The 17,384-nt window shown below is 71.6% G+C and carries 15 protein-coding genes; 8 read left to right on the top strand and 7 right to left on the bottom strand.

Going from position 1 to position 17,384, the window contains the following annotated elements:
* Positions 1–39 precede the first annotated feature (39 nt).
* Positions 40–828, top strand: coding sequence for an SAM-dependent methyltransferase (locus tag OIE49_RS10135; RefSeq protein WP_100569533.1), 789 nt, complete (start codon positions 40–42; stop codon positions 826–828).
* A 174-nt stretch (positions 829–1,002) separates the two neighbouring features.
* On the opposite strand, the gene OIE49_RS10130 is transcribed toward OIE49_RS10135, so the two are convergent.
* Positions 1,003–2,490 carry a glutamate synthase subunit beta gene (locus OIE49_RS10130; protein ID WP_326802029.1) on the bottom strand — a complete coding sequence of 496 codons (1,488 nt, stop codon included), beginning with the start codon at positions 2,488–2,490 and terminating at the stop codon, positions 1,003–1,005.
* Between the two features lie 314 nt (positions 2,491–2,804).
* Positions 2,805–3,497, bottom strand: a complete 693-nt coding sequence (locus OIE49_RS10125) for a DUF2293 domain-containing protein (protein ID WP_326802028.1) — start codon at positions 3,495–3,497, stop codon at positions 2,805–2,807.
* 113 nt (positions 3,498–3,610) lie between these two features.
* Between OIE49_RS10125 and OIE49_RS10120 the strand changes: the two genes are divergently transcribed.
* Positions 3,611–4,243 (top strand): uridine kinase, encoded by a 633-nt coding sequence (locus OIE49_RS10120; RefSeq protein WP_326802027.1) that lies wholly within the window; start codon positions 3,611–3,613, stop codon positions 4,241–4,243.
* An 18-nt stretch (positions 4,244–4,261) separates the two neighbouring features.
* On the opposite strand, the gene OIE49_RS10115 is transcribed toward OIE49_RS10120, so the two are convergent.
* A complete protein-coding gene (locus tag OIE49_RS10115) occupies positions 4,262–5,353 on the bottom strand; it encodes a magnesium and cobalt transport protein CorA (RefSeq protein WP_326806183.1) in 1,092 nt (363 codons plus the stop codon).
* A gap of 155 nt (positions 5,354–5,508) precedes the next feature.
* Between OIE49_RS10115 and OIE49_RS10110 the strand changes: the two genes are divergently transcribed.
* Positions 5,509–6,411: a methyltransferase domain-containing protein gene (locus OIE49_RS10110; protein WP_326802026.1), complete on the top strand. Its 903-nt coding sequence runs from the start codon at positions 5,509–5,511 to the stop codon at positions 6,409–6,411.
* Positions 6,412–6,462: 51 nt separating this feature from the next.
* Here OIE49_RS10110 and OIE49_RS10105 read toward each other — a convergent pair whose 3' ends face one another.
* The 4 genes from OIE49_RS10105 to OIE49_RS10090 form a co-directional block, all read right to left on the bottom strand.
* Positions 6,463–7,398 carry a carbohydrate kinase family protein gene (locus OIE49_RS10105; protein WP_326802025.1) on the bottom strand — a complete coding sequence of 312 codons (936 nt, stop codon included), beginning with the start codon at positions 7,396–7,398 and terminating at the stop codon, positions 6,463–6,465.
* Positions 7,395–8,300, bottom strand: coding sequence for a pseudouridine-5'-phosphate glycosidase (locus OIE49_RS10100; RefSeq protein ID WP_326802024.1), 906 nt, complete (start codon positions 8,298–8,300; stop codon positions 7,395–7,397). Before OIE49_RS10100 ends, OIE49_RS10105 begins: the two co-directional genes overlap by 4 nt.
* A 130-nt stretch (positions 8,301–8,430) precedes the next feature.
* Positions 8,431–9,006, bottom strand: coding sequence for a methylated-DNA--[protein]-cysteine S-methyltransferase (locus tag OIE49_RS10095; RefSeq protein WP_326802023.1), 576 nt, complete (start codon positions 9,004–9,006; stop codon positions 8,431–8,433).
* 56 nt (positions 9,007–9,062) lie between these two features.
* On the bottom strand, positions 9,063–9,941 hold the full coding sequence (locus tag OIE49_RS10090) for a glycerophosphodiester phosphodiesterase (protein WP_326802022.1): 879 nt from the start codon (positions 9,939–9,941) through the stop codon (positions 9,063–9,065).
* A gap of 282 nt (positions 9,942–10,223) precedes the next feature.
* On the opposite strand from OIE49_RS10090, the gene OIE49_RS10085 reads away from it, so the two are divergent.
* The 5 genes from OIE49_RS10085 to OIE49_RS10065 all read left to right on the top strand — a co-directional run bounded on the left by OIE49_RS10085 (position 10,224) and on the right by OIE49_RS10065 (position 17,335).
* A complete protein-coding gene (locus OIE49_RS10085; protein ID WP_326802021.1) occupies positions 10,224–11,102 on the top strand; it encodes an MHYT domain-containing protein in 879 nt (292 codons plus the stop codon).
* A 40-nt stretch (positions 11,103–11,142) separates the two neighbouring features.
* Complete coding sequence (gene uvrB, locus OIE49_RS10080; protein WP_326802020.1) at positions 11,143–13,317, top strand: excinuclease ABC subunit UvrB; 2,175 nt, start codon at positions 11,143–11,145, stop codon at positions 13,315–13,317.
* 129 nt (positions 13,318–13,446) lie between these two features.
* Positions 13,447–14,025, top strand: a complete 579-nt coding sequence (locus OIE49_RS10075; protein ID WP_100569522.1) for a TerD family protein — start codon at positions 13,447–13,449, stop codon at positions 14,023–14,025.
* 82 nt (positions 14,026–14,107) lie between these two features.
* Positions 14,108–16,171, top strand: coding sequence for a TerD family protein (locus OIE49_RS10070; RefSeq protein WP_326802019.1), 2,064 nt, complete (start codon positions 14,108–14,110; stop codon positions 16,169–16,171).
* Positions 16,172–16,315: 144 nt separating this feature from the next.
* A complete protein-coding gene (locus OIE49_RS10065) occupies positions 16,316–17,335 on the top strand; it encodes a TerC family protein (protein WP_326802018.1) in 1,020 nt (339 codons plus the stop codon).
* Positions 17,336–17,384 lie beyond the last annotated feature (49 nt).

Raw genomic sequence — 17,384 nt, 5'->3', positions numbered from 1 at the left:
CATGACCACTGCTCACTTCAGACGCTTACGAGGTGCCGTATGACCGAGATCGACACCAGCAAGCCGCATCCGGCGCGGATGTACGACTGGTACCTCGGTGGCAAGGACAACTACCCGGTCGACGAGGAACTGGGCCGGCAGATGCTGGCACTCGACCCGCGGGTGCCGGTGATGGCCAAGGTCAACCGCGCGTTCATGCACCGGGCGACGCGCTGGCTGGCCGGCCAGGGCGTACGGCAGTTCCTGGACATCGGCACCGGCATACCGACCGAGCCGAACCTGCACCAGGTCGCCCAGTCGGTCGCGCCGGACGCACGTGTCGTCTACTGCGACAACGACCCGATCGTGCTGGCCCACGCGGCGGCCCTGCTGCGCAGCGCGCCGGAGGGCATCACCGAGTACGTGCAGGCCGACGTCCGCGACCCGGCCACGATCCTGGAGGGTGCCGGGAAGGTCCTGGACTTCAGCCGGCCCGTGGCCCTGTCCCTGGTGGCGCTGCTCCACTTCATCACCGACGAGGACGGCGCCCACGACCTGGTCGCCCGTCTCCTCGCCGAACTGCCCTCGGGCAGCTACCTGATGATGACCCACGCCACCTCGGACTTCACTCCGGAGGACTCCGAGAGGGCCACGGCCAAGCTGAAGGCGGCGGGCGTCACCCTCGCCCTGCGCTCCCGCGAGGAGTTCAGCCGCTTCTTCGACGGTCTGGAACTCGTCGAGCCCGGCGTGGAGGTCGTCCACAAGTGGCACCCGGAACTGGGCGAACCGGTCCCGGGCCAGGACGACGGAGTCATCCCGGGCTACGGGGCGGTGGCGCGAAAGCCGTGACCGCGGGATCCGTGACCACGGCATCCGTGACCACGGGATCCGTGACCACGGAATCCGTATCCGCGAAAGCCACGACTGCGGTGGTCATGACTGCGGTGGTCATGCCTGCTGCGGTGGTCGTGGCGCAGTGAGACGTCCGCGGCGCCCCGCCGGCCAGGCGGGGTGCCACGGACGTCACACCCGCATCGGACGGTCGTACGGGCCGATCGGGGACGGGAGGCTCCGGGCGCCCGTCAGATGGTGGTCCACGGAGGCCGCGACCGCGCGCCCTTCGGCGATGGCCCAGACGATCAGCGACTGGCCGCGGGCGGCGTCCCCGGCGGCGAACACGCCGGGAACGTTCGTCGCGAAGGCGGGGTCCCGGGCGATGGTGCCCCGGGGAGTGAGCCGCAGCCCCAACTGGTCGATGAGGCCGTCCTCCTGGGACGGGCCGGAGAAGCCCAGCGCGAGCAGCACCAGATCTGCCGGGATCGCTCGCTCGGTGCCCGGCCGGGGGCGTCGTTCCACGTCCACCTCGGTCAGGTGCAACTCGCGCACATGCCCGTCGGCGTCGCCGGTGAAGCGGAGCGTCGACGCGGCGAACAGCCGCGCGTCCGCGTCCGCGACCGGCGCGGTGCCCAGGTCGCCCGCCTCCTGGTGCGCGGGCGACAGCCGGTAGATCTTCGGGTAGGTCGGCCACGGTTCGAGGTCCTCGTCGCGCTCCGCGTCCGGCTGGGCGTAGATGTCGAGCTGGGTCACGGACACGGCGCCCTGCCGCACAGCCGTGCCCAGGCAGTCGGCTCCCGTGTCCCCACCGCCTACGATCACTACATGCCGGCCGGCCGCGCACACCGGTGAGGTCTCCATGTCGCCCTCGCACACCCGGTTGGCCAGCGGCAGGTACTCCATCGCCTGATGGATGCCAGTCAACTCCCTGCCCGGTACCGGTAGTTCACGCCACGCCGTGGCACCCGTGGCGATCACCACGACGTCGTAGCGCGCCCGCACCTCCTGGGCCCCCACGTCCCGCCCGACCTCCGTCGACGCACGGAACTTCGTCCCCTCGGCCAGCATCTGCTCCAACCGCCGCTCCAGATGGTGCTTCTCCATCTTGAACGCCGGGATGCCGTACCGCATCAGCCCGCCGAGCCGGTCGTCCCGCTCGTACAGTGCGACCGTGTGCCCCGCACGGGTCAGCTGCTGGGCCGCGGCGAGCCCGGTCGGCCCCGACCCGATCACCGCGACGGTCCGCCCGGACAACCGGTCCGGTGGGCGCGGCGGGGTGAACCCCTCCTCCCAGGCGCGGTCGGCGATCGCGCACTCGACGTTCTTGATGGTGACCGCCGGCTGGTTGATCGCGAGCACGCATCCCGCCTCGCACGGCGCCGGACACAACCGCCCGGTGAACTCGGGGAAGTTGTTCGTCGCGTGCAACCGGTCGGCGGCCGCCCGCCAGTCCTCCCGGGACACCAGGTCGTTCCACTCGGGGATCAGATTGCCCAGCGGACAGGCCTCGTGGCAGAAGGGCACCCCGCAGTCCATGCACCGGTCGGCCTGCTTGCTGATGATAGGAAGCAGCCCGCCCGGCACGTACACCTCGTGCCAGTCCCGTACCCGCTCCTCGACCGGCCTGCGGGGCCATTCCTGGCGGGGTGTGGTCATGAAACCCTTGGGATCGGCCATGGCCGTCCCCCTTGCCTCGGGCACCACCTCTTTCCGGCCACGATACGTCCGCCGCCCACCAGGCGCAGAGCCCGATATCCCGGGGGCGGCGGGGTGCCCGGAGCCGGGTGCGTCCGGCGGGTGTGTGCGGCGGGTGTGTCCGGCAGGTGTGTCCATGGCGCGGCGCGCGGGCCGGGCACGTATGTGGTGCGGTGTGCGCGGGCGGGGCACGTATGTGGTGCGGTGTGCGCGGCCGGGGAGGTCCGTGATGCGGTGCGCCCGCCGCCGGAGGCGTCCGCCGTGCGGCACGCGCGGAGCCGTCGGCTCGGATGGGGCTAAGCGTGCGGTTCCGGCTCCCGCCAGGCCCGCAGCACCGAGTTCACGGCGGGCCTGATCCGCCGCCGGGCCTCGGGCCGAGCCACCCCGCTCATCAGCAGCCGGTCGTAGGGCGTGTCCAGGTGGCGCACGGAGGCCGTGACCGCCGAGGTGACCGCGGCCTCGGACAGGCCGCGCCCCGACGCGCTGCGGCCGACCCGTCCACTGCCGCGCAGAGAGGCATGCGCGGCCATGGCCCGCGCGCGGTCCGGCGGGCAGGCGGGAAAGAGCCGCAGGACCTCCGCCGCGAACGCGTCCGTGATGCGTATGTCCTCGGCCGCGCGCCGCCGAGCGTCGCGCGCCCGGCGACGGCGCCGGGCCTCGGCGTCCGCCAGACACCGTTGCTCCGCGCGGGCCAGCGCCGCCTCCTCGACGAGGACGCCCTGCCGCTCGTAACGGCTCCTGCGCCGGTTGAACCGCACGACCACCGCCGACAGCGCGCTCTCCTCCCGCGACCGGCGCGTCAGCGCGGTGTCGCCCCGCGGCAGGAAGACCAGGTGCCCGAGGTCGGCGCAGTCCAGGCACCGCGGCACTCCCTCCTCCAGCACGAGCAGCGGCAGCGGGCCGCGCCGGCACGCGGCGCAGTGCTTGCGGCGCACCGGCTGGACGACGAGAAGCCCGTCGGACGGCCGAGGCACGGGCAGCGGGGTCATACGCGAGGACGTATGTGGGGCCGTATGCGGGGCCATACGTCGTACATTCCCGGGCGCGTGTCCGGACGCCCCTCCCGCCGCACCCCGCTTTCAGCCTGGCGCATCATGGGCGTGTGCGACTTCAAGCGATCACCTGGGAACGGCTCGGAGACCTCCTCGCGGAGCGCCTGCTCGACCTGGAGCCCGCCGACGGCAGCCCCTGGCCGCGCATCGCCTTCGACGGCGCCCCCGCCGCCCTCCCGGGCGACCTGGCCCACCGCGTCGCCGAGGCACTGCGGCCGCTCGGCCGCCCCGCGGTGGTGGTGGGCACCGAGGGCTTCCTGCGCCCGGCCTCCCTCCGCCTGGAGCACGGCCACCGGGACGAGGAGTCCTACTACAACGGCTGGCTCGACACCGGCGCCCTGTGGCGCGAGGTCTTCGGCCCGCTCGAACCCGGCGGTGACGGACGTGTGCTTCCCGACCTGCGGGACCCGGTCACCGACCGTGCCACCCGCAGCGACTACGTCCGGCTCCCGCCCGGCGCCATGTTGTTGCTGCACGGCCCCCTCCTGCTGCGGCACTGGTTCCCCTTCGACCTGACCGTCCATCTCCTCCTCTCCCCGGGCGCCCTGCGCCGCCGTACCCCGGAGGCCGAGCACTGGACGCTGCCCGCCTTCGAGCGCTACGACGCCGAGACCGACCCGGCCCGCACCGCCGACGTCCTGGTGCGCGCCGACGACCTCCGGCACCCGGCCTGGAACGGCTGAGCCCGGCGCCACCCGGAGTCAGAGCCAGCCGTTGCGGCGGAAGCCGCGGTACAGCGACAGACAGATGGCGGATATGAGGCAGATGACCAGCGGATAGCCGTACCGCCAGTGGAGCTCCGGCATCACCTCGAAGTTCATGCCGTACACCCCGCACACCATGGTCGGCACGGCGATCACCGCGGCCCAGGCCGTGATCTTGCGCATGTCCTCGTTCTGCGCCACCGTCACCTGTGCGAGGTGGGCCTGGAGAATCGAGTTCAGCAGTTCGTCGAAGGCGGCGATCTGTTCCTTGGCCCGCGTCTGATGGTCGAGGACGTCCCGGAAGTACGCCTGTATCTCCGGGCCGACCACCCGCATCGGCCGGGCGGAGAGCTCCTCCAGCGGGCGGCCCAGCGGCACGACGGCCCGCTTCAGTTCCAGCAGCTCCCGCTTGAGCTGGTAGATCCGCCCCGGATCGACACGCTCGCCGTCCTCCGCGAACACCTCGGTCTCCACCTCGTCGATGTCCTCCTGGAACGAGCCGGTGACGCTCAGATAGTCGTCGACCACGTGGTCCGCGATCGAGTGCAGCACCGCCGCCGGCCCCTTGGCGAGCTGCACCGGATCGGACTCCAGCTCCTCGCGCAGCGGACCGAGTGAGCCGTGCCGGCCGTGCCGCACGGTGATCACGAAGTCCTGCCCGGTGAACACCATGATCTCGCCGGCGCTCACCACCTCGCTCGTCGCCGTCAGCTTCTCGTGCTCGAGGTAGCAGACCGTCTTGAACACCGCGAACAGCGTCTCGCCGTACCGCTCCACCTTCGGGCGCTGATGCGCCTTGACCGTGTCCTCCACCGCCAGCGGGTGCAGGTCGAAGAGGTCCGCGATGCCCGCGAACTCCTCGTCCGTCGGCTCGTGCAGCCCCAGCCAGACGAAACCGTCACGGGCCTTGCGCACCCGCGTCACGGCCTCCACCAGATCGCCGGCGTCCGGGACCCGCTCGCCGTCCTGGTAGGCCACGCAGTTCACCACGGAGGAGCCCAGCGGGGACCGGGCGGGATGGCTCAGGTCGACCCGGCGCCGCCCTCGGGCCAGCCGAGCCACCTTCCGCAGATTCCCCGCCATGGACATCCGGATCTCCTCGCGTGCACCTTTTGCCGCCTGGTCGAGCCAGTCTGCCAGGCTCACGTGAGGACCGGGCAAGCCTGTGGAAACCGCACGTTCCGCTTTGTTCCCGCCTGTGGACAAACGCGGCGGGCGTCAAAGGCGGCTGGGATGATCGCGGTATGAGGTACAGCGACGGGCAAGCGGACGGGCCTTCGGGCACGGACACCGACCACGGCAAGGACGGGCACGAAGGCCGGAACCAGAGCCAGGGCGGGGGCCGGCACGAGGGCACGGACGGCGGTGGATATCTGCTCGCCAACCGGCAGACCGAGGCGGGCGAGCGCTTCGACGCCTTCGCGGCCCTCTTCGACCCCACGACGTTCCGCCACCTCGAAGGACTCGGTGCCGGACCCGGGTGGCGCTGCTGGGAGGTCGGCGCCGGCGGCACCTCCGTCGTCTCCTGGCTGGCCGAGCGGGTCGGCCCCACCGGCAAGGTCGTCGCGACCGACATCGACACCTCGCTGATCGCCGGGGCCGCCCGCCCGCCGGTGGAGGTCAGGGTCCACGACGTGGGCGCCGAGGAGCCGCCGGGGGAGGGCTTCGACCTCGTCCACGCCCGGCTCGTCCTCGTCCACGTGCCGGACCGGGAACGGGCACTGCGGTCCATGATCAAGGCCCTGCGCCCCGGCGGACGGCTGCTGCTGGAGGACGCCGACCCCGCCCTCCAGCCCCTGCTCTGCCCGGACGAGCACGGCCCCGCGGAGGAACTGGCCAACCGGCTGCGCCACGGCTTCCGCCGCCTGCTGGCCGACCGCGGCGCCGACCTGTCCTACGGCCGCAGACTCCCGCGCCTGCTGCGCGAGGCCGGTCTCCACCGGGTGGAGGCCGACGCCTACTTCCCGGTCACCTCCCCGGCCTGCACCGCCCTGGAGTCCGCCACGGTCCGGCAGATCCGCGCCCGCCTCGTCGCCGCGGGCCTGGCCACCGACGAGGAGATCGACCAGCACCTGGCCAACGTGGCCTCCGGCACCATGGACCTGACCACGGCCCCGATGATCTCCGCTTGGGGCACCAAGCCGTAGCACCTCGGGACCGCCGACCGGAAGGCCACCGGCGCTGAAGGCCTCGAAAGGTCACAGGGCTCGGAAAACCTCGGAGGAGCACCGGGCTCTCGGAGGCCTCGCGCCCACCCGCGCCACCGCGAGCGCGCCCGCCCCGCAGCCCCGGGCCGCCGCCGTCTCGGGGGTGGCGCCGGCCAGCAGGGCGGCGAGGAACGCGCCGGTGAAGGCGTCACCCGCGCCGGTGGTGTCCCTCGCGATGGCCGGCACCGCGGGTACGTGGGCGCGGACGGCGCCCGTCCACGCCACCCGCGCTCCGGCGGCGCCCTGCTTCATGACCACCAGCGGGACGTGGCGGCTCAGCTCGGCCGCCGCGTCCGCCGGGTCGGGCAGGCCAGTCAGCAGGCAGGCCTCGTCGCGGCTCGGCAACAGCAGGTCCACCCCCTCCACGAGCGCGAGGAACCGGTCCACGCCCAGCGTGACGAGGAATCCGGCCGACGCGGGATCCAGGCTCACCGGCACACCACGCGCGCGGGCCGCCGTGACGGCCCGCGCCACCAGTGCCCGGCCCGTTCCGGAGAACAGCAGGTAGCCCGACAGATGCAGTCGGTCCACCCCGTCGAGCAGTGGGTCGGACCAGTCGCCCGCCTCCAGGCGAAGCGACGCCCCGCTGTCCGTGAGGAACGTGCGCTCGGCCGCCGCCGAGGAGTCGACGAGGCAGACCACCGTCCCGGTCGGCGCCCCGGGATCGACCACCAGGTGGGGACGCACCCCCGAGGCGATCAGCGCCCGTTCGTGCCAGCCCGCCGACTCCGCGCCCACCCGCCCCAGCAGCCGGACCTCCCGGCATCCGCTGTGGACCGCCCAGCAGGCCACGTTGGCACCCGCCCCGCCCGGCAGCAGCCGGACCGCGGCGGAGGTGTCGGTGCCGGTGGCGAGCGGCCCGCGATGCCGTACGACGACATCCGTCACGACGTCCCCGACCACCAGCAGCGCTCCGCCGGCCGTCACGGCAGGGCCCACGCCGCCGCGATCAGTGCCGCCAGCCGGACATTGCCGCGCACCGCCGCCAGGTTGGCGCGCAGCGAGGCGCCGTCGGTGTGCCGCACCAGATAGTCGAGCAGGAACGGGGTCACCGCCTGCCCCGTGACGCCTTCCTCCGCGCACGCGCGCAGCGCGTCGGCGAGCACCCGCGCGTGCAGTTCGGGGTCCAACTGCTCCTGGGGCGGTACGGGGTTGGCGACGATCAGCGCCGACTCCGGCGCCCGCAGCGCGTTCTGTGCCCGCATGACCTCGGCCACGTCCTCCGGCGTCCGCAGCGTCCAGTCCACCGGGTGGCCTGAGTCGGAAAGATAGAAGCCGGGGAAGCGGTCCGTGCGGTACCCGGCCACCGCGACCCCCAGCGTCTCCAGCCGCTGCAAGGTCGCCGGAACGTCCAGGATCGACTTGACCCCCGCGCACACGACCGTGATCCGCGTGCGCGCCAGCAGCCCGAGGTCGGCGGACTCGTCCTGCGTCACCGTCCACTCCCGGTGCACCCCGCCGAGCCCGCCCGTGGCGAACACGCGGATGCCCGCCAGCGAGGCCAGCAGCGCCGTCGCCGACACCGTGGTCGCCCCGCTCGCCCGCGCGGCCGTCGCGAGCGGCAGGTCGCGGTGGCCGAGCTTGCGCATCCCCTCCTCGTTCGCGACCAGCTCCAACTGCCCCTTGTCCAGGCCGACATGGGGATGGCCGTCCAGCACCGCGATGGTCGCGGGCACCGCACCCTCCTGCCGCACCACGTCCTCCAGCTCCAGTGCCACCTGGAGATTGCGTGGGCGCGGCAGCCCATGGGCGATGATCGTGGACTCCAGGGCCACCACGGGGCGACGCGCCGCCAGCGCCTCCCGTACCTCTTCGGACACCACCAGCACGTGCCTGCCTCCCGTCTGTCGGGCTCTCCCCTCATCTCTGGCGGGTGCCGTACCGGGTCAAACCCCTGCGGCCGGTCTTCGAGGCTCGGCACCACGACCAGCGCACGCGCTGCCCGTCGCGCCCGGCGTCTCAGAACATCGGCTCGGGCAGCACGCCTTCCAGCGCGAGCAGCCTGCGCTTGGCCTCCAGGCCGCCGCCGAAGCCGCCTATGCCCCCGTCGCTCTCGACGACCCGATGGCACGGCACGACCACCGGCAGCGGATTGGCGCCCATCGCCGCCCCCACCGCCTGGGCGGCACCCGGCTGCCCCACCCGGTCGGCCAGATCGCCGTACCCGACGACCGAGCCGTACGGCACACCCGACGCCAGTTCGCGCAGCACCTGCCGGTTGAAGCCGGAGATCAGCGACCAGTCCAGCGGCAGCTCGAAGTCCTGCCGCTCGCCCGCGAAGTACGCCCGCACCTGGCGTATCGCCTCCGTGAGCAAGGGGGAGTCGGGCGCCTCGACCGGTTCGGTGCCCAGCCGGGACGCCAGCCGCGCCAGCGCACGCTCCCGTACCGCGTCGGTGGCGTGGAAGACGACGTTGACCAGGCCCTCGGGGGTCGCTGCCAGCAGCAGCGGGCCGATGCCGGTACCGACGACGGCCCATACGACCCGCTGTTCGTCCTGCACGACCCGCTGCCCGTCCCGCTCGTGGCTGTCCATGCGATTACGGTACGGCCCACCACTGACAACGCCGGCTGACCTGCGCAGTCGTGGGATCAGACGGTTGTGAGCGCCGCGCGCACCACTTCCGGCTTGTTCGTGATGATGCCGTCCACGCCGTAGCCGGCGACGGTCCGGGCGCCGGCGGCGTCGTCCACCGTCCAGGCGAAGACCCCCATCGGGGCGCCGTGCGGTCCCCGGTGTGCGCGGACGGCCGCCGTGTACTCCGCCGACAGCGAGCGGTACGAGGGGTTGATCAGGTCCACGAAGGCCGCGTACCGATGCAGGTCGGCCGTGTCCGGGCGGCCGAGGAGGGCGGTCTGGACGGCGGGCTTCAGCGCGTGCACGGTCCGTACGCTGTCGGCGCTGAAGCTCTGCACGATCAGACGGCTCGCCAGGTGCCGCTGGTCGAGCCAGCCGTCGTTGGCGAGCACCTTGAGGATCTGTACCTCGATCCCGGGGTACAGCTCGGGGTTCTTGATCTCCAGGAGCAGCTTCTCGTGGTTGTGCTCGAGCCGGCGCATGTACTGGTCGAGCGTCGGCACGCGCGTGCCCGTGAACGCGGGGGAGAACCAGCTGCCCGCGTCCAGGCGGGCGATCTCGGCGGCGGTGAAGTCCTTCACCTTCCAGGGAGCCCGGCCGGGAAAGAGCCGCTCGACGTTGGTCGTCCGCTTCAAGGTGGCGTCATGGACGACCACGAGTTCGCCGTCCTTGGTGCGCTGCACGTCGTTCTCCACCCAGGAGAAGCCGAGCGCCGCCGCCTTGTCGACGGCGGGCAGCGTGTTCTCCGGGGCGTGGGAGGAGGCGCCCCGGTGGGCGACGACCACGGGCTGCGGTCGTTGGGCGTCGGCGGCCCGTGCCCCCGAGACGGGCAGGAGCAGGGCGGCGACCGCCGCGAGAGCGGTGGCCAGGGCGGCGACTGCGCGCGCGTGCATGCGTACTCCTCGCGACGAACGACCACGGACAGCACAACACTGACAGCACAGGGTCAACGAGGCGCCCGCAGATGGGCCACGGGTGGGATCACAGGCCGTACGGATCCGGCCGAACTCGCTCACGGGTGCCGCACATCTGCGACGAGGCCGTGCTTCTTTGCCGGAAAGTCGTTCGGCCATTCCGGTGGCAGTCATACTCTCAGCGTCACCCCTGACCGCGTGGCGGTCCTGGGACGGGGGCATTCACGATTTCCGGGACTCGAGAGGCGGAAGGGCGACCGCATGCACGGAACCGTCGACGGATTCAGCTACGGGCTCGTCACTCCACTGGTGGCCTGTCTCATGGCCTGCCTCGGCGGGGCCCTCGGCCTGCGCTGCACCACCCGCGCCCTGCTCATCGCCCGCTCCTGGCGCCCGGGCTGGCTCGCCCTGGGGGCGGCGGCGGTCGGCTCGGGCATCTGGACCATGCACTTCGTCGCGATGACCGGTTTCTCCGTCGAAGAGGTGTCGATCGACTACGACCGGTCGACGACATACGCGAGTCTGGCCGTCGCCATCGTCATGACGGGGATCGGGATCTTCATCGTCGGCTACCGGGGCGCGACCGGCTCCGCCCTGTTCACCGGTGGCACGATCACCGGCCTCGGTGTCGCCAGCATGCACTACCTGGGCATGGCCGGGATGCGGCTCGACGGCACCGTCGACTACGACATTCCCATCGTCGTGGCCTCCGTGCTGATCGCCGTCGTCGCCGCGACCGCGTCCCTCTGGGTCGCCGGACGGGCGAAAGGGTTCCTCTGGAGCGTCGGCGCCGGCCTCGTGATGGGACTCGCCGGCGTCGGCATGCACTACACGAGCATGGCCGCCCTCGACGTCCACCTGCACGACACGGGCGGCGCCGTCGGCGGCGAGTCGTCGGCGGCCCTGCTCACGCCGATGCTGATCGGCCCGCTGATCTTCCTGGTGCTCACCGGTGCCGTCGTACTGTTCGACCCGCTGATGATCACAGGCCGGTCCGGCTGGACCCCGGTCGAGCACAAGCCGGGCGTCCCGGCGCGCGAACTCGTCGCCCACTCCGCCCGCCGCTCCCCGGTCCGCGCCCACCGCGACCCCGACCGCGAGACGGTCCGCGAACGCTCCCGCACTCCGCAGAACCGCTGATCAGAACCCGTTGTCAGTGGCGGGTCGTACGGTGGATGTCATGCGGCCCGTCTCTCACATCGAACGCACGGTGGCGCCCTTCGAGGTCGTCAGCCCCTACCAGCCCAGCGGCGACCAGCCGCAGGCCATCGCCGAACTCGCCCAGCGCATCAAGGCGGGGGAGCCGGACGTCGTCCTGCTCGGCGCGACCGGCACCGGCAAGTCCGCCACCACCGCGTGGATGATCGAGAAGCTTCAGCGCCCGACCCTCGTCATGGCGCCGAACAAGACGCTCGCCGCACAGCTGGCCAACGAGTTCCGCGAGCTGCTGCCGAACAACGCGGTCGAATACTTCGTCTCGTACTACGACTACTACCAGCCCGAGGCCTACGTCCCGCAGTCGGACACCTACATCGAGAAGGACTCCTCGATCAACGAGGAGGTCGAGCGCCTGCGCCACTCGGCGACCAACTCGCTGCTCACCCGCCGCGACGTCGTCGTGGTCGCCTCCGTCTCCTGCATCTACGGCCTGGGCACCCCGCAGGAGTACGTGGACCGCATGGTCCCGCTCCGGGTCGGCGACGAGATCGACCGCGACCAACTGCTGCGCCGCTTCGTGGACATCCAGTACACGCGCAACGACATGGCCTTCGCCCGCGGCACCTTCCGGGTGCGCGGCGACACCATCGAGATCTTCCCGGTCTACGAGGAGCTCGCCGTCCGCATCGAGATGTTCGGCGACGAGATCGAGGCGCTGTCGACGCTGCACCCCCTCACCGGCGAGATCATCAGCGACGACCAGCAGCTGTACGTCTTCCCGGCCTCGCACTACATCGCCGGTCCCGAGCGCATGGAGCGGGCGGTCAGCGGCATCGAGAAGGAACTCGAGGAGCGCCTGGCCGAGCTGGAGAAGCAGGGCAAGCTGCTGGAGGCCCAGCGGCTGCGGATGCGCACCACCTACGATATCGAGATGCTCCGCCAGATCGGCACGTGCTCCGGCGTGGAGAACTACTCGATGCACTTCGACGACCGCGCGCCCGGCACCCCGCCCAACACCCTGCTCGACTACTTCCCGGACGACTTCCTCCTCGTCATCGACGAGTCGCACGTCACCGTGCCCCAGATCGGCGCGATGTACGAGGGCGACGCCTCCCGCAAGCGCACCCTCGTCGAGCACGGCTTCCGGCTTCCGTCCGCCCTGGACAACCGGCCACTGAAGTGGGAGGAGTTCCAGGAACGCATCGACCAGACGGTGTACCTGTCGGCGACCCCCGGCACATACGAGCTGTCCCGCTCGGACGGTCAGGTGGAGCAGATCATCCGCCCCACCGGCCTGGTCGACCCGCAGGTGGTCGTCAAGCCCACCGAGGGCCAGATCGACGACCTGGTGCACGAGATCCGCGGGCGCGTGGAGAAGGACGAGCGCGTCCTGGTCACCACGCTGACCAAGAAGATGGCCGAGGACCTGACGGACTACTTCCTGGAACTCGGCATCCAGGTGCGCTACCTGCACAGCGACGTCGACACCCTGCGCCGGATCGAGCTGCTGCGCGAACTGCGCAGCGGCGAGTACGACGTCCTGGTCGGCATCAACCTGCTGCGTGAGGGCCTCGACCTGCCCGAGGTGTCGCTGGTGGCGATCCTCGACGCCGACAAGGAGGGCTTCCTGCGGTCGGGCACCTCGCTGATCCAGACCATCGGGCGCGCCGCACGCAATGTCTCCGGCCAGGTCCACATGTACGCCGACAAGATCACCCCGGCGATGGAGAAGGCCATCGAGGAGACCAACCGCCGCCGGGAGAAGCAGATCGCGTACAACAAGGCGAACGGCATCGACCCGCAGCCGCTGCGCAAGAAGATCAACGACATCGTCGCGCAGATCGCCCGCGAGGAGGTCGACACCGAGCAGCTGCTCGGCACCGGCTACCGCAAGGGGAAGGACGGCAAGGGCGCGAAGACCCCCGTGCCGGCCCGCGGTGACAACGGCGCCAAGGCCGCCGGTGCCGCCAAGTCGGCCACATCCGCCAAGCCCGCGAAGTCCGCCAGGGGCAAGGCGAAGGAGACGGTGCCCACCGACCGCCCCGCCGCCGAACTCGCCGGGCAGATCGAGGAGATGACGGAGCGGATGCGCGCCGCCGCCGCCGACCTCCAGTTCGAGGTCGCGGCCCGGTTGCGCGACGAGGTCGCGGAGATGAAGAAGGAGCTGCGCCAGATGCGCGAGGCGGGGCTGTCCTGACCGACTGCGCTGTGTTGCAAGACCGACACAAAGCGCGGACCCGTGTGCGGCGATGTCAGTGCCTCTGCGTAGGGTTCTTGGCAGCCGCGGAACCGGCGGCGACAGGGGCGTAGGAGAGGGGAATCAGCCGTGACCGTCAACTTGACCAAGGGTCAGGCCATCAGTCTGCAGAAGAACGACGGGGGCAGCCTGTCCGCGGTCCGTATGGGTCTCGGCTGGCAGGCCGCTCCGCGCCGGGGCCTGTTCGGCTCGCGCACGCGCGAGATCGACCTCGACGCCTCCGCCGTGCTCTTCGCCGAGAAGCAGCCGGTCGACGTCGTCTTCTTCCGCCACCTGGTGAGCGACGACGGCTCGGTGCGCCACACCGGCGACAACCTGGTCGGCGGCGCGGGCCAGGGCGGCGACGACGAGTCGATCCTCGTCGACCTCCAGCGTGTCCCGGTCCACATCGACCAGATCGTCTTCACCGTGAACTCCTTTACGGGCCAGACCTTCCAGGAGGTGCAGAACGCGTTCTGCCGTCTGGTCGACGAGACCAACGGCCAGGAGCTCGCCCGCTACACCCTCGCGGGTGGCGGCGACTACACCGCCCAGATCATGGCGAAGGTGCACCGCGTGAACGGCGCCTGGACGATGACGGCCCTCGGCGTCCCCGCCAACGGCCGCACGTTCCAGGACCTGATGCCGACGATCCTGCCGCACCTGTAGAACGGCCCGGGCGGTCCGGCGGAAGTCCGGGCGGTCCGGTGAGTGGCGCACCACGGCACATGACAACAGGGGGACGCGGGCGATGACGGCCGAGCTGGTGCGGGGGCAGAACCACCCGCTCTCCGAGGTCCGCCTGGAGATCCGGATCTCGGCCGGCCGGCCGGTCGTGGCGGCGGCCACTCTCCGCGACGACAGCGGCAGGGCGAGGAGCGCCGAGTGGGTGGTGCACCCCGGCGCGCCCGTCCTGCCCGGTCTGGAGGTGTCCCGCCAGGCCGCCGCCGACCACCGGCTCGCTCTCGACCTAGGTGCCATGCCCGAGGCGGTGCACCACGTCGACGTGCTGCTGGCCCTGCCCGCCGCGGGCGGAGGACCGACCCGGTTCGGTGCGGTCGCCGCCCCCTTCGTCGCGGTCACCGGCCTGGACGGCACCGAGCTCGTCAGTTACACGATCACCGGCCTGGACGCGGAGTCCGCCGTGATCGCCCTGGAGCTGTACCGCCGCCAGGGCGCCTGGAAAGTGCGCGCCGTCGGCCAGGGCTACGCGAGTGGCCTCACCGCACTCCTCACCGACCTGGGGCTGGCCGAGGCCGGTGAACTGGCCGCCGCCGCCGAGGAGGCGGTGGCCCAGGGGCTGGCCCGCTCGGTGGCGCCACCCCCGTCCCGCACGACGGACGACGCCCGTTCGCACCAGGCCCCGGCGCCGCCCCGGCCGGACCCGGCTGCTGCCGTTTCCCCCCACAAGGGCTGTTCCCCTGAGGGACAGGTCTCCGGGACTGCCGGCCCCGCGGTGCAGCAGCCCGCGAGTTCGATGGGATCCGGAGGCGCGACCCCGGCGGCCGGATCACCGCCCTCTCCGCCCGCGGGTAGAACCATCGACTACCGGCACCCGCGGCGACAGCCGGCACCCCCACCCCCAGCCGCTTCCGGACAGCCCGCATCCCCGTCCCCATCCGGACATCCCGCGGCGCCGAAGGCCGCGGGCGCCGCGCCTGTCGGCCACGACGGGCAGCCCGCGCGGCCCGTCGCGGGGGACGCGACCGGGTGGTCGATGGACGAGCGGCTCTACAACCAGGTCTGGGGGATGTTCGAGGACCTGGCCCGCACCACGGCCGCCTACCGCAGCGCCGTCGACTTCGCCGACTCACGCATGGACAAGGAGCTGGACCAGGCCCTGTCCGACCCACGCAGCCGCATCGGCGGTCAGGGCGACGACGCCCGGGAGGCGGCCCGCGCCAAGCACACGCAGCTCGTCGACCAGGCCAGAGCGGCGCTCGACAGAGACCTGGCCCAGCTCACCGACGAGTCCGAGGTCGTCGAGCCGGCCCTGCCGGCGGCGTACGCCCGCTGGGACAACCCGGTCTGGCACGGCTACCGCGTGCCGATGGAGAACCCCATGGCGGTCCGCGTCGGCGACCTCCACCTGCCCGAGGACCCGTCCCTGCGCATCCCCATGCTGATCCGGCTGCCGCTGGAGCGCGGCCTGTGGATCGACAGCGGCCGCTGGGCGTCCCCCGACGACTCCTTCGCCGACGCGGGCGAACGGCGCCGCCTGGCGATGGAGGCGGCCGTGGCGAACGCGGCCCGGCTGATCGCCGTCCACCCGCCGGGCGAGTTCGGCGTCCATGTCGTCGACCCGGCCGGATCCGGGGCACAGGCACTCGCGCCCCTGGTGCGCACGGGCGTGCTCGCGGGACCGCCCGCGGCCGGTGCGGCCGGGGTCGCGGATGTCCTGAGCCGGCTCACGGAGCGGGTCGACCTGGTGCAGATGGCCGTGCGCGGGGGTGCGCCGGACGCGCTGCCGCCCGGGTTCGACGCCGGCGAACAGCTGCTGATCGTCAACGACTTCCCGCACGGGTTCGACGACCGCGCCGTGACCCAGCTGCGCTACATCGCCGACGAGGGCCCGGCCGTCGGCGTCCACCTGATGATGGTCGCCGACCGCGAGGACGCCGCCGCCTACGGCCCGTTGCTCGACCCGCTGTGGCGTTCGCTGCTGCGACTGACCCCGGTGCCCGACGACCACCTCGCCGATCCCTGGGTCGGACACGCCTGGACGTACGAACCGTCGGTGGTGCCGTCGGGCAGCCAGGTGCTTCAGCTGGTGCTCACCGAGGTCGCGGCGGCCCGTCGCGACTGGAACCGCTGAGCCGCGCGACTGGAACCGCTGGACCGGGGTAATGCCCCGGACCACCCCTCCCAAGGAATCGTAAACTCACCTGACCTGCGACTTTGATCTTTTCTTTGCGTTTCTCTTTACCATTCCTTGGTCATTCCGGTACCGTTTTGTCCTGTGAACGTCTCGTTGTCCCTGTGGATCCTGACCATCGCCGGCCTGGCCGCCCTGATCGCTGTCGACTTCTTCATCGGCCGCAAACCCCACGACGTGTCGATCAAGGAAGCCGGGATCTGGACGGCCGTCTGGATCGTCCTTGCCGGTCTCTTCGGGCTCGGGCTGCTCGTCTTCGGCGGCGGCCGGCCGGCCGGCGAGTTCTTCGCCGGATTCATCACCGAGAAGTCGCTGAGCGTCGACAACCTCTTCGTCTTCGTCCTGATCATGGGCAAGTTCGCCGTGCCGTCGCAGTACCAGCGGCGGGTGCTGATGATCGGCGTCCTCATAGCCCTGGTGCTGCGGGCCGGCTTCATCGCCGCCGGAGCCGCGATCATCGCGAGCTTCTCGTGGGTGTTCTACCTCTTCGGCGCCTTCCTGATCTGGACCGCCTGGAAGCTCATCCAGGAGGCCCGTTCCGGCGGGGACGAGGAAGAGGAGTTCGACGAGAACAAGCTGCTCAAGGCGGCCGAGCGCCGGTTCGGCGTGGCCGACCGCTACCACGGCACCCGGCTGTGGATCCGGCAGAACGGCAAGCGGGTCATGACGCCGATGCTGGTCGTGATGCTCGCGATCGGCACCACTGACATCCTGTTCGCCCTCGACTCGATCCCCGCGATCTTCGGCCTCACCCAGGACCCGTACATCGTCTTCACCGCCAACGCCTTCGCACTGATGGGCCTTCGGCAGCTGTACTTCCTGATAGGCGGCCTGCTCAAGAAGCTGGTCCACCTGTCCTACGGCCTGTCGGTGATCCTGGGCTTCATCGGCGTCAAGCTGGTGCTGCACGCGCTGCACGAGTCCGGCGTACACGTCCCCCAGATCGGCATCCCCCTCTCCCTCGGCGTGATCTGCGCGGTTCTGGCCGTTACCACCGTCACCAGCCTGCTGGCCGCCAGGAGGCAGGCCGCGGATGAGGTGCGCGAGACGCAAGCAGGGGAAGAGCACCACGAGGACGCGCCGAAGGGCAGGGTCGATGCCTGAGCGCGAGCAGGAGCGCACCCGCCCTCTGATCGCGCATGCGAACATTCCG

It is taken from the genome of Streptomyces sp. NBC_01788 (assembly GCF_035917575.1).
Taxonomy (GTDB): Bacteria; Actinomycetota; Actinomycetes; order Streptomycetales; family Streptomycetaceae; genus Streptomyces.
Note: the sequence above shows the minus strand (reverse complement) of the source record. Positions and strands in the feature narration are given on the sequence as shown.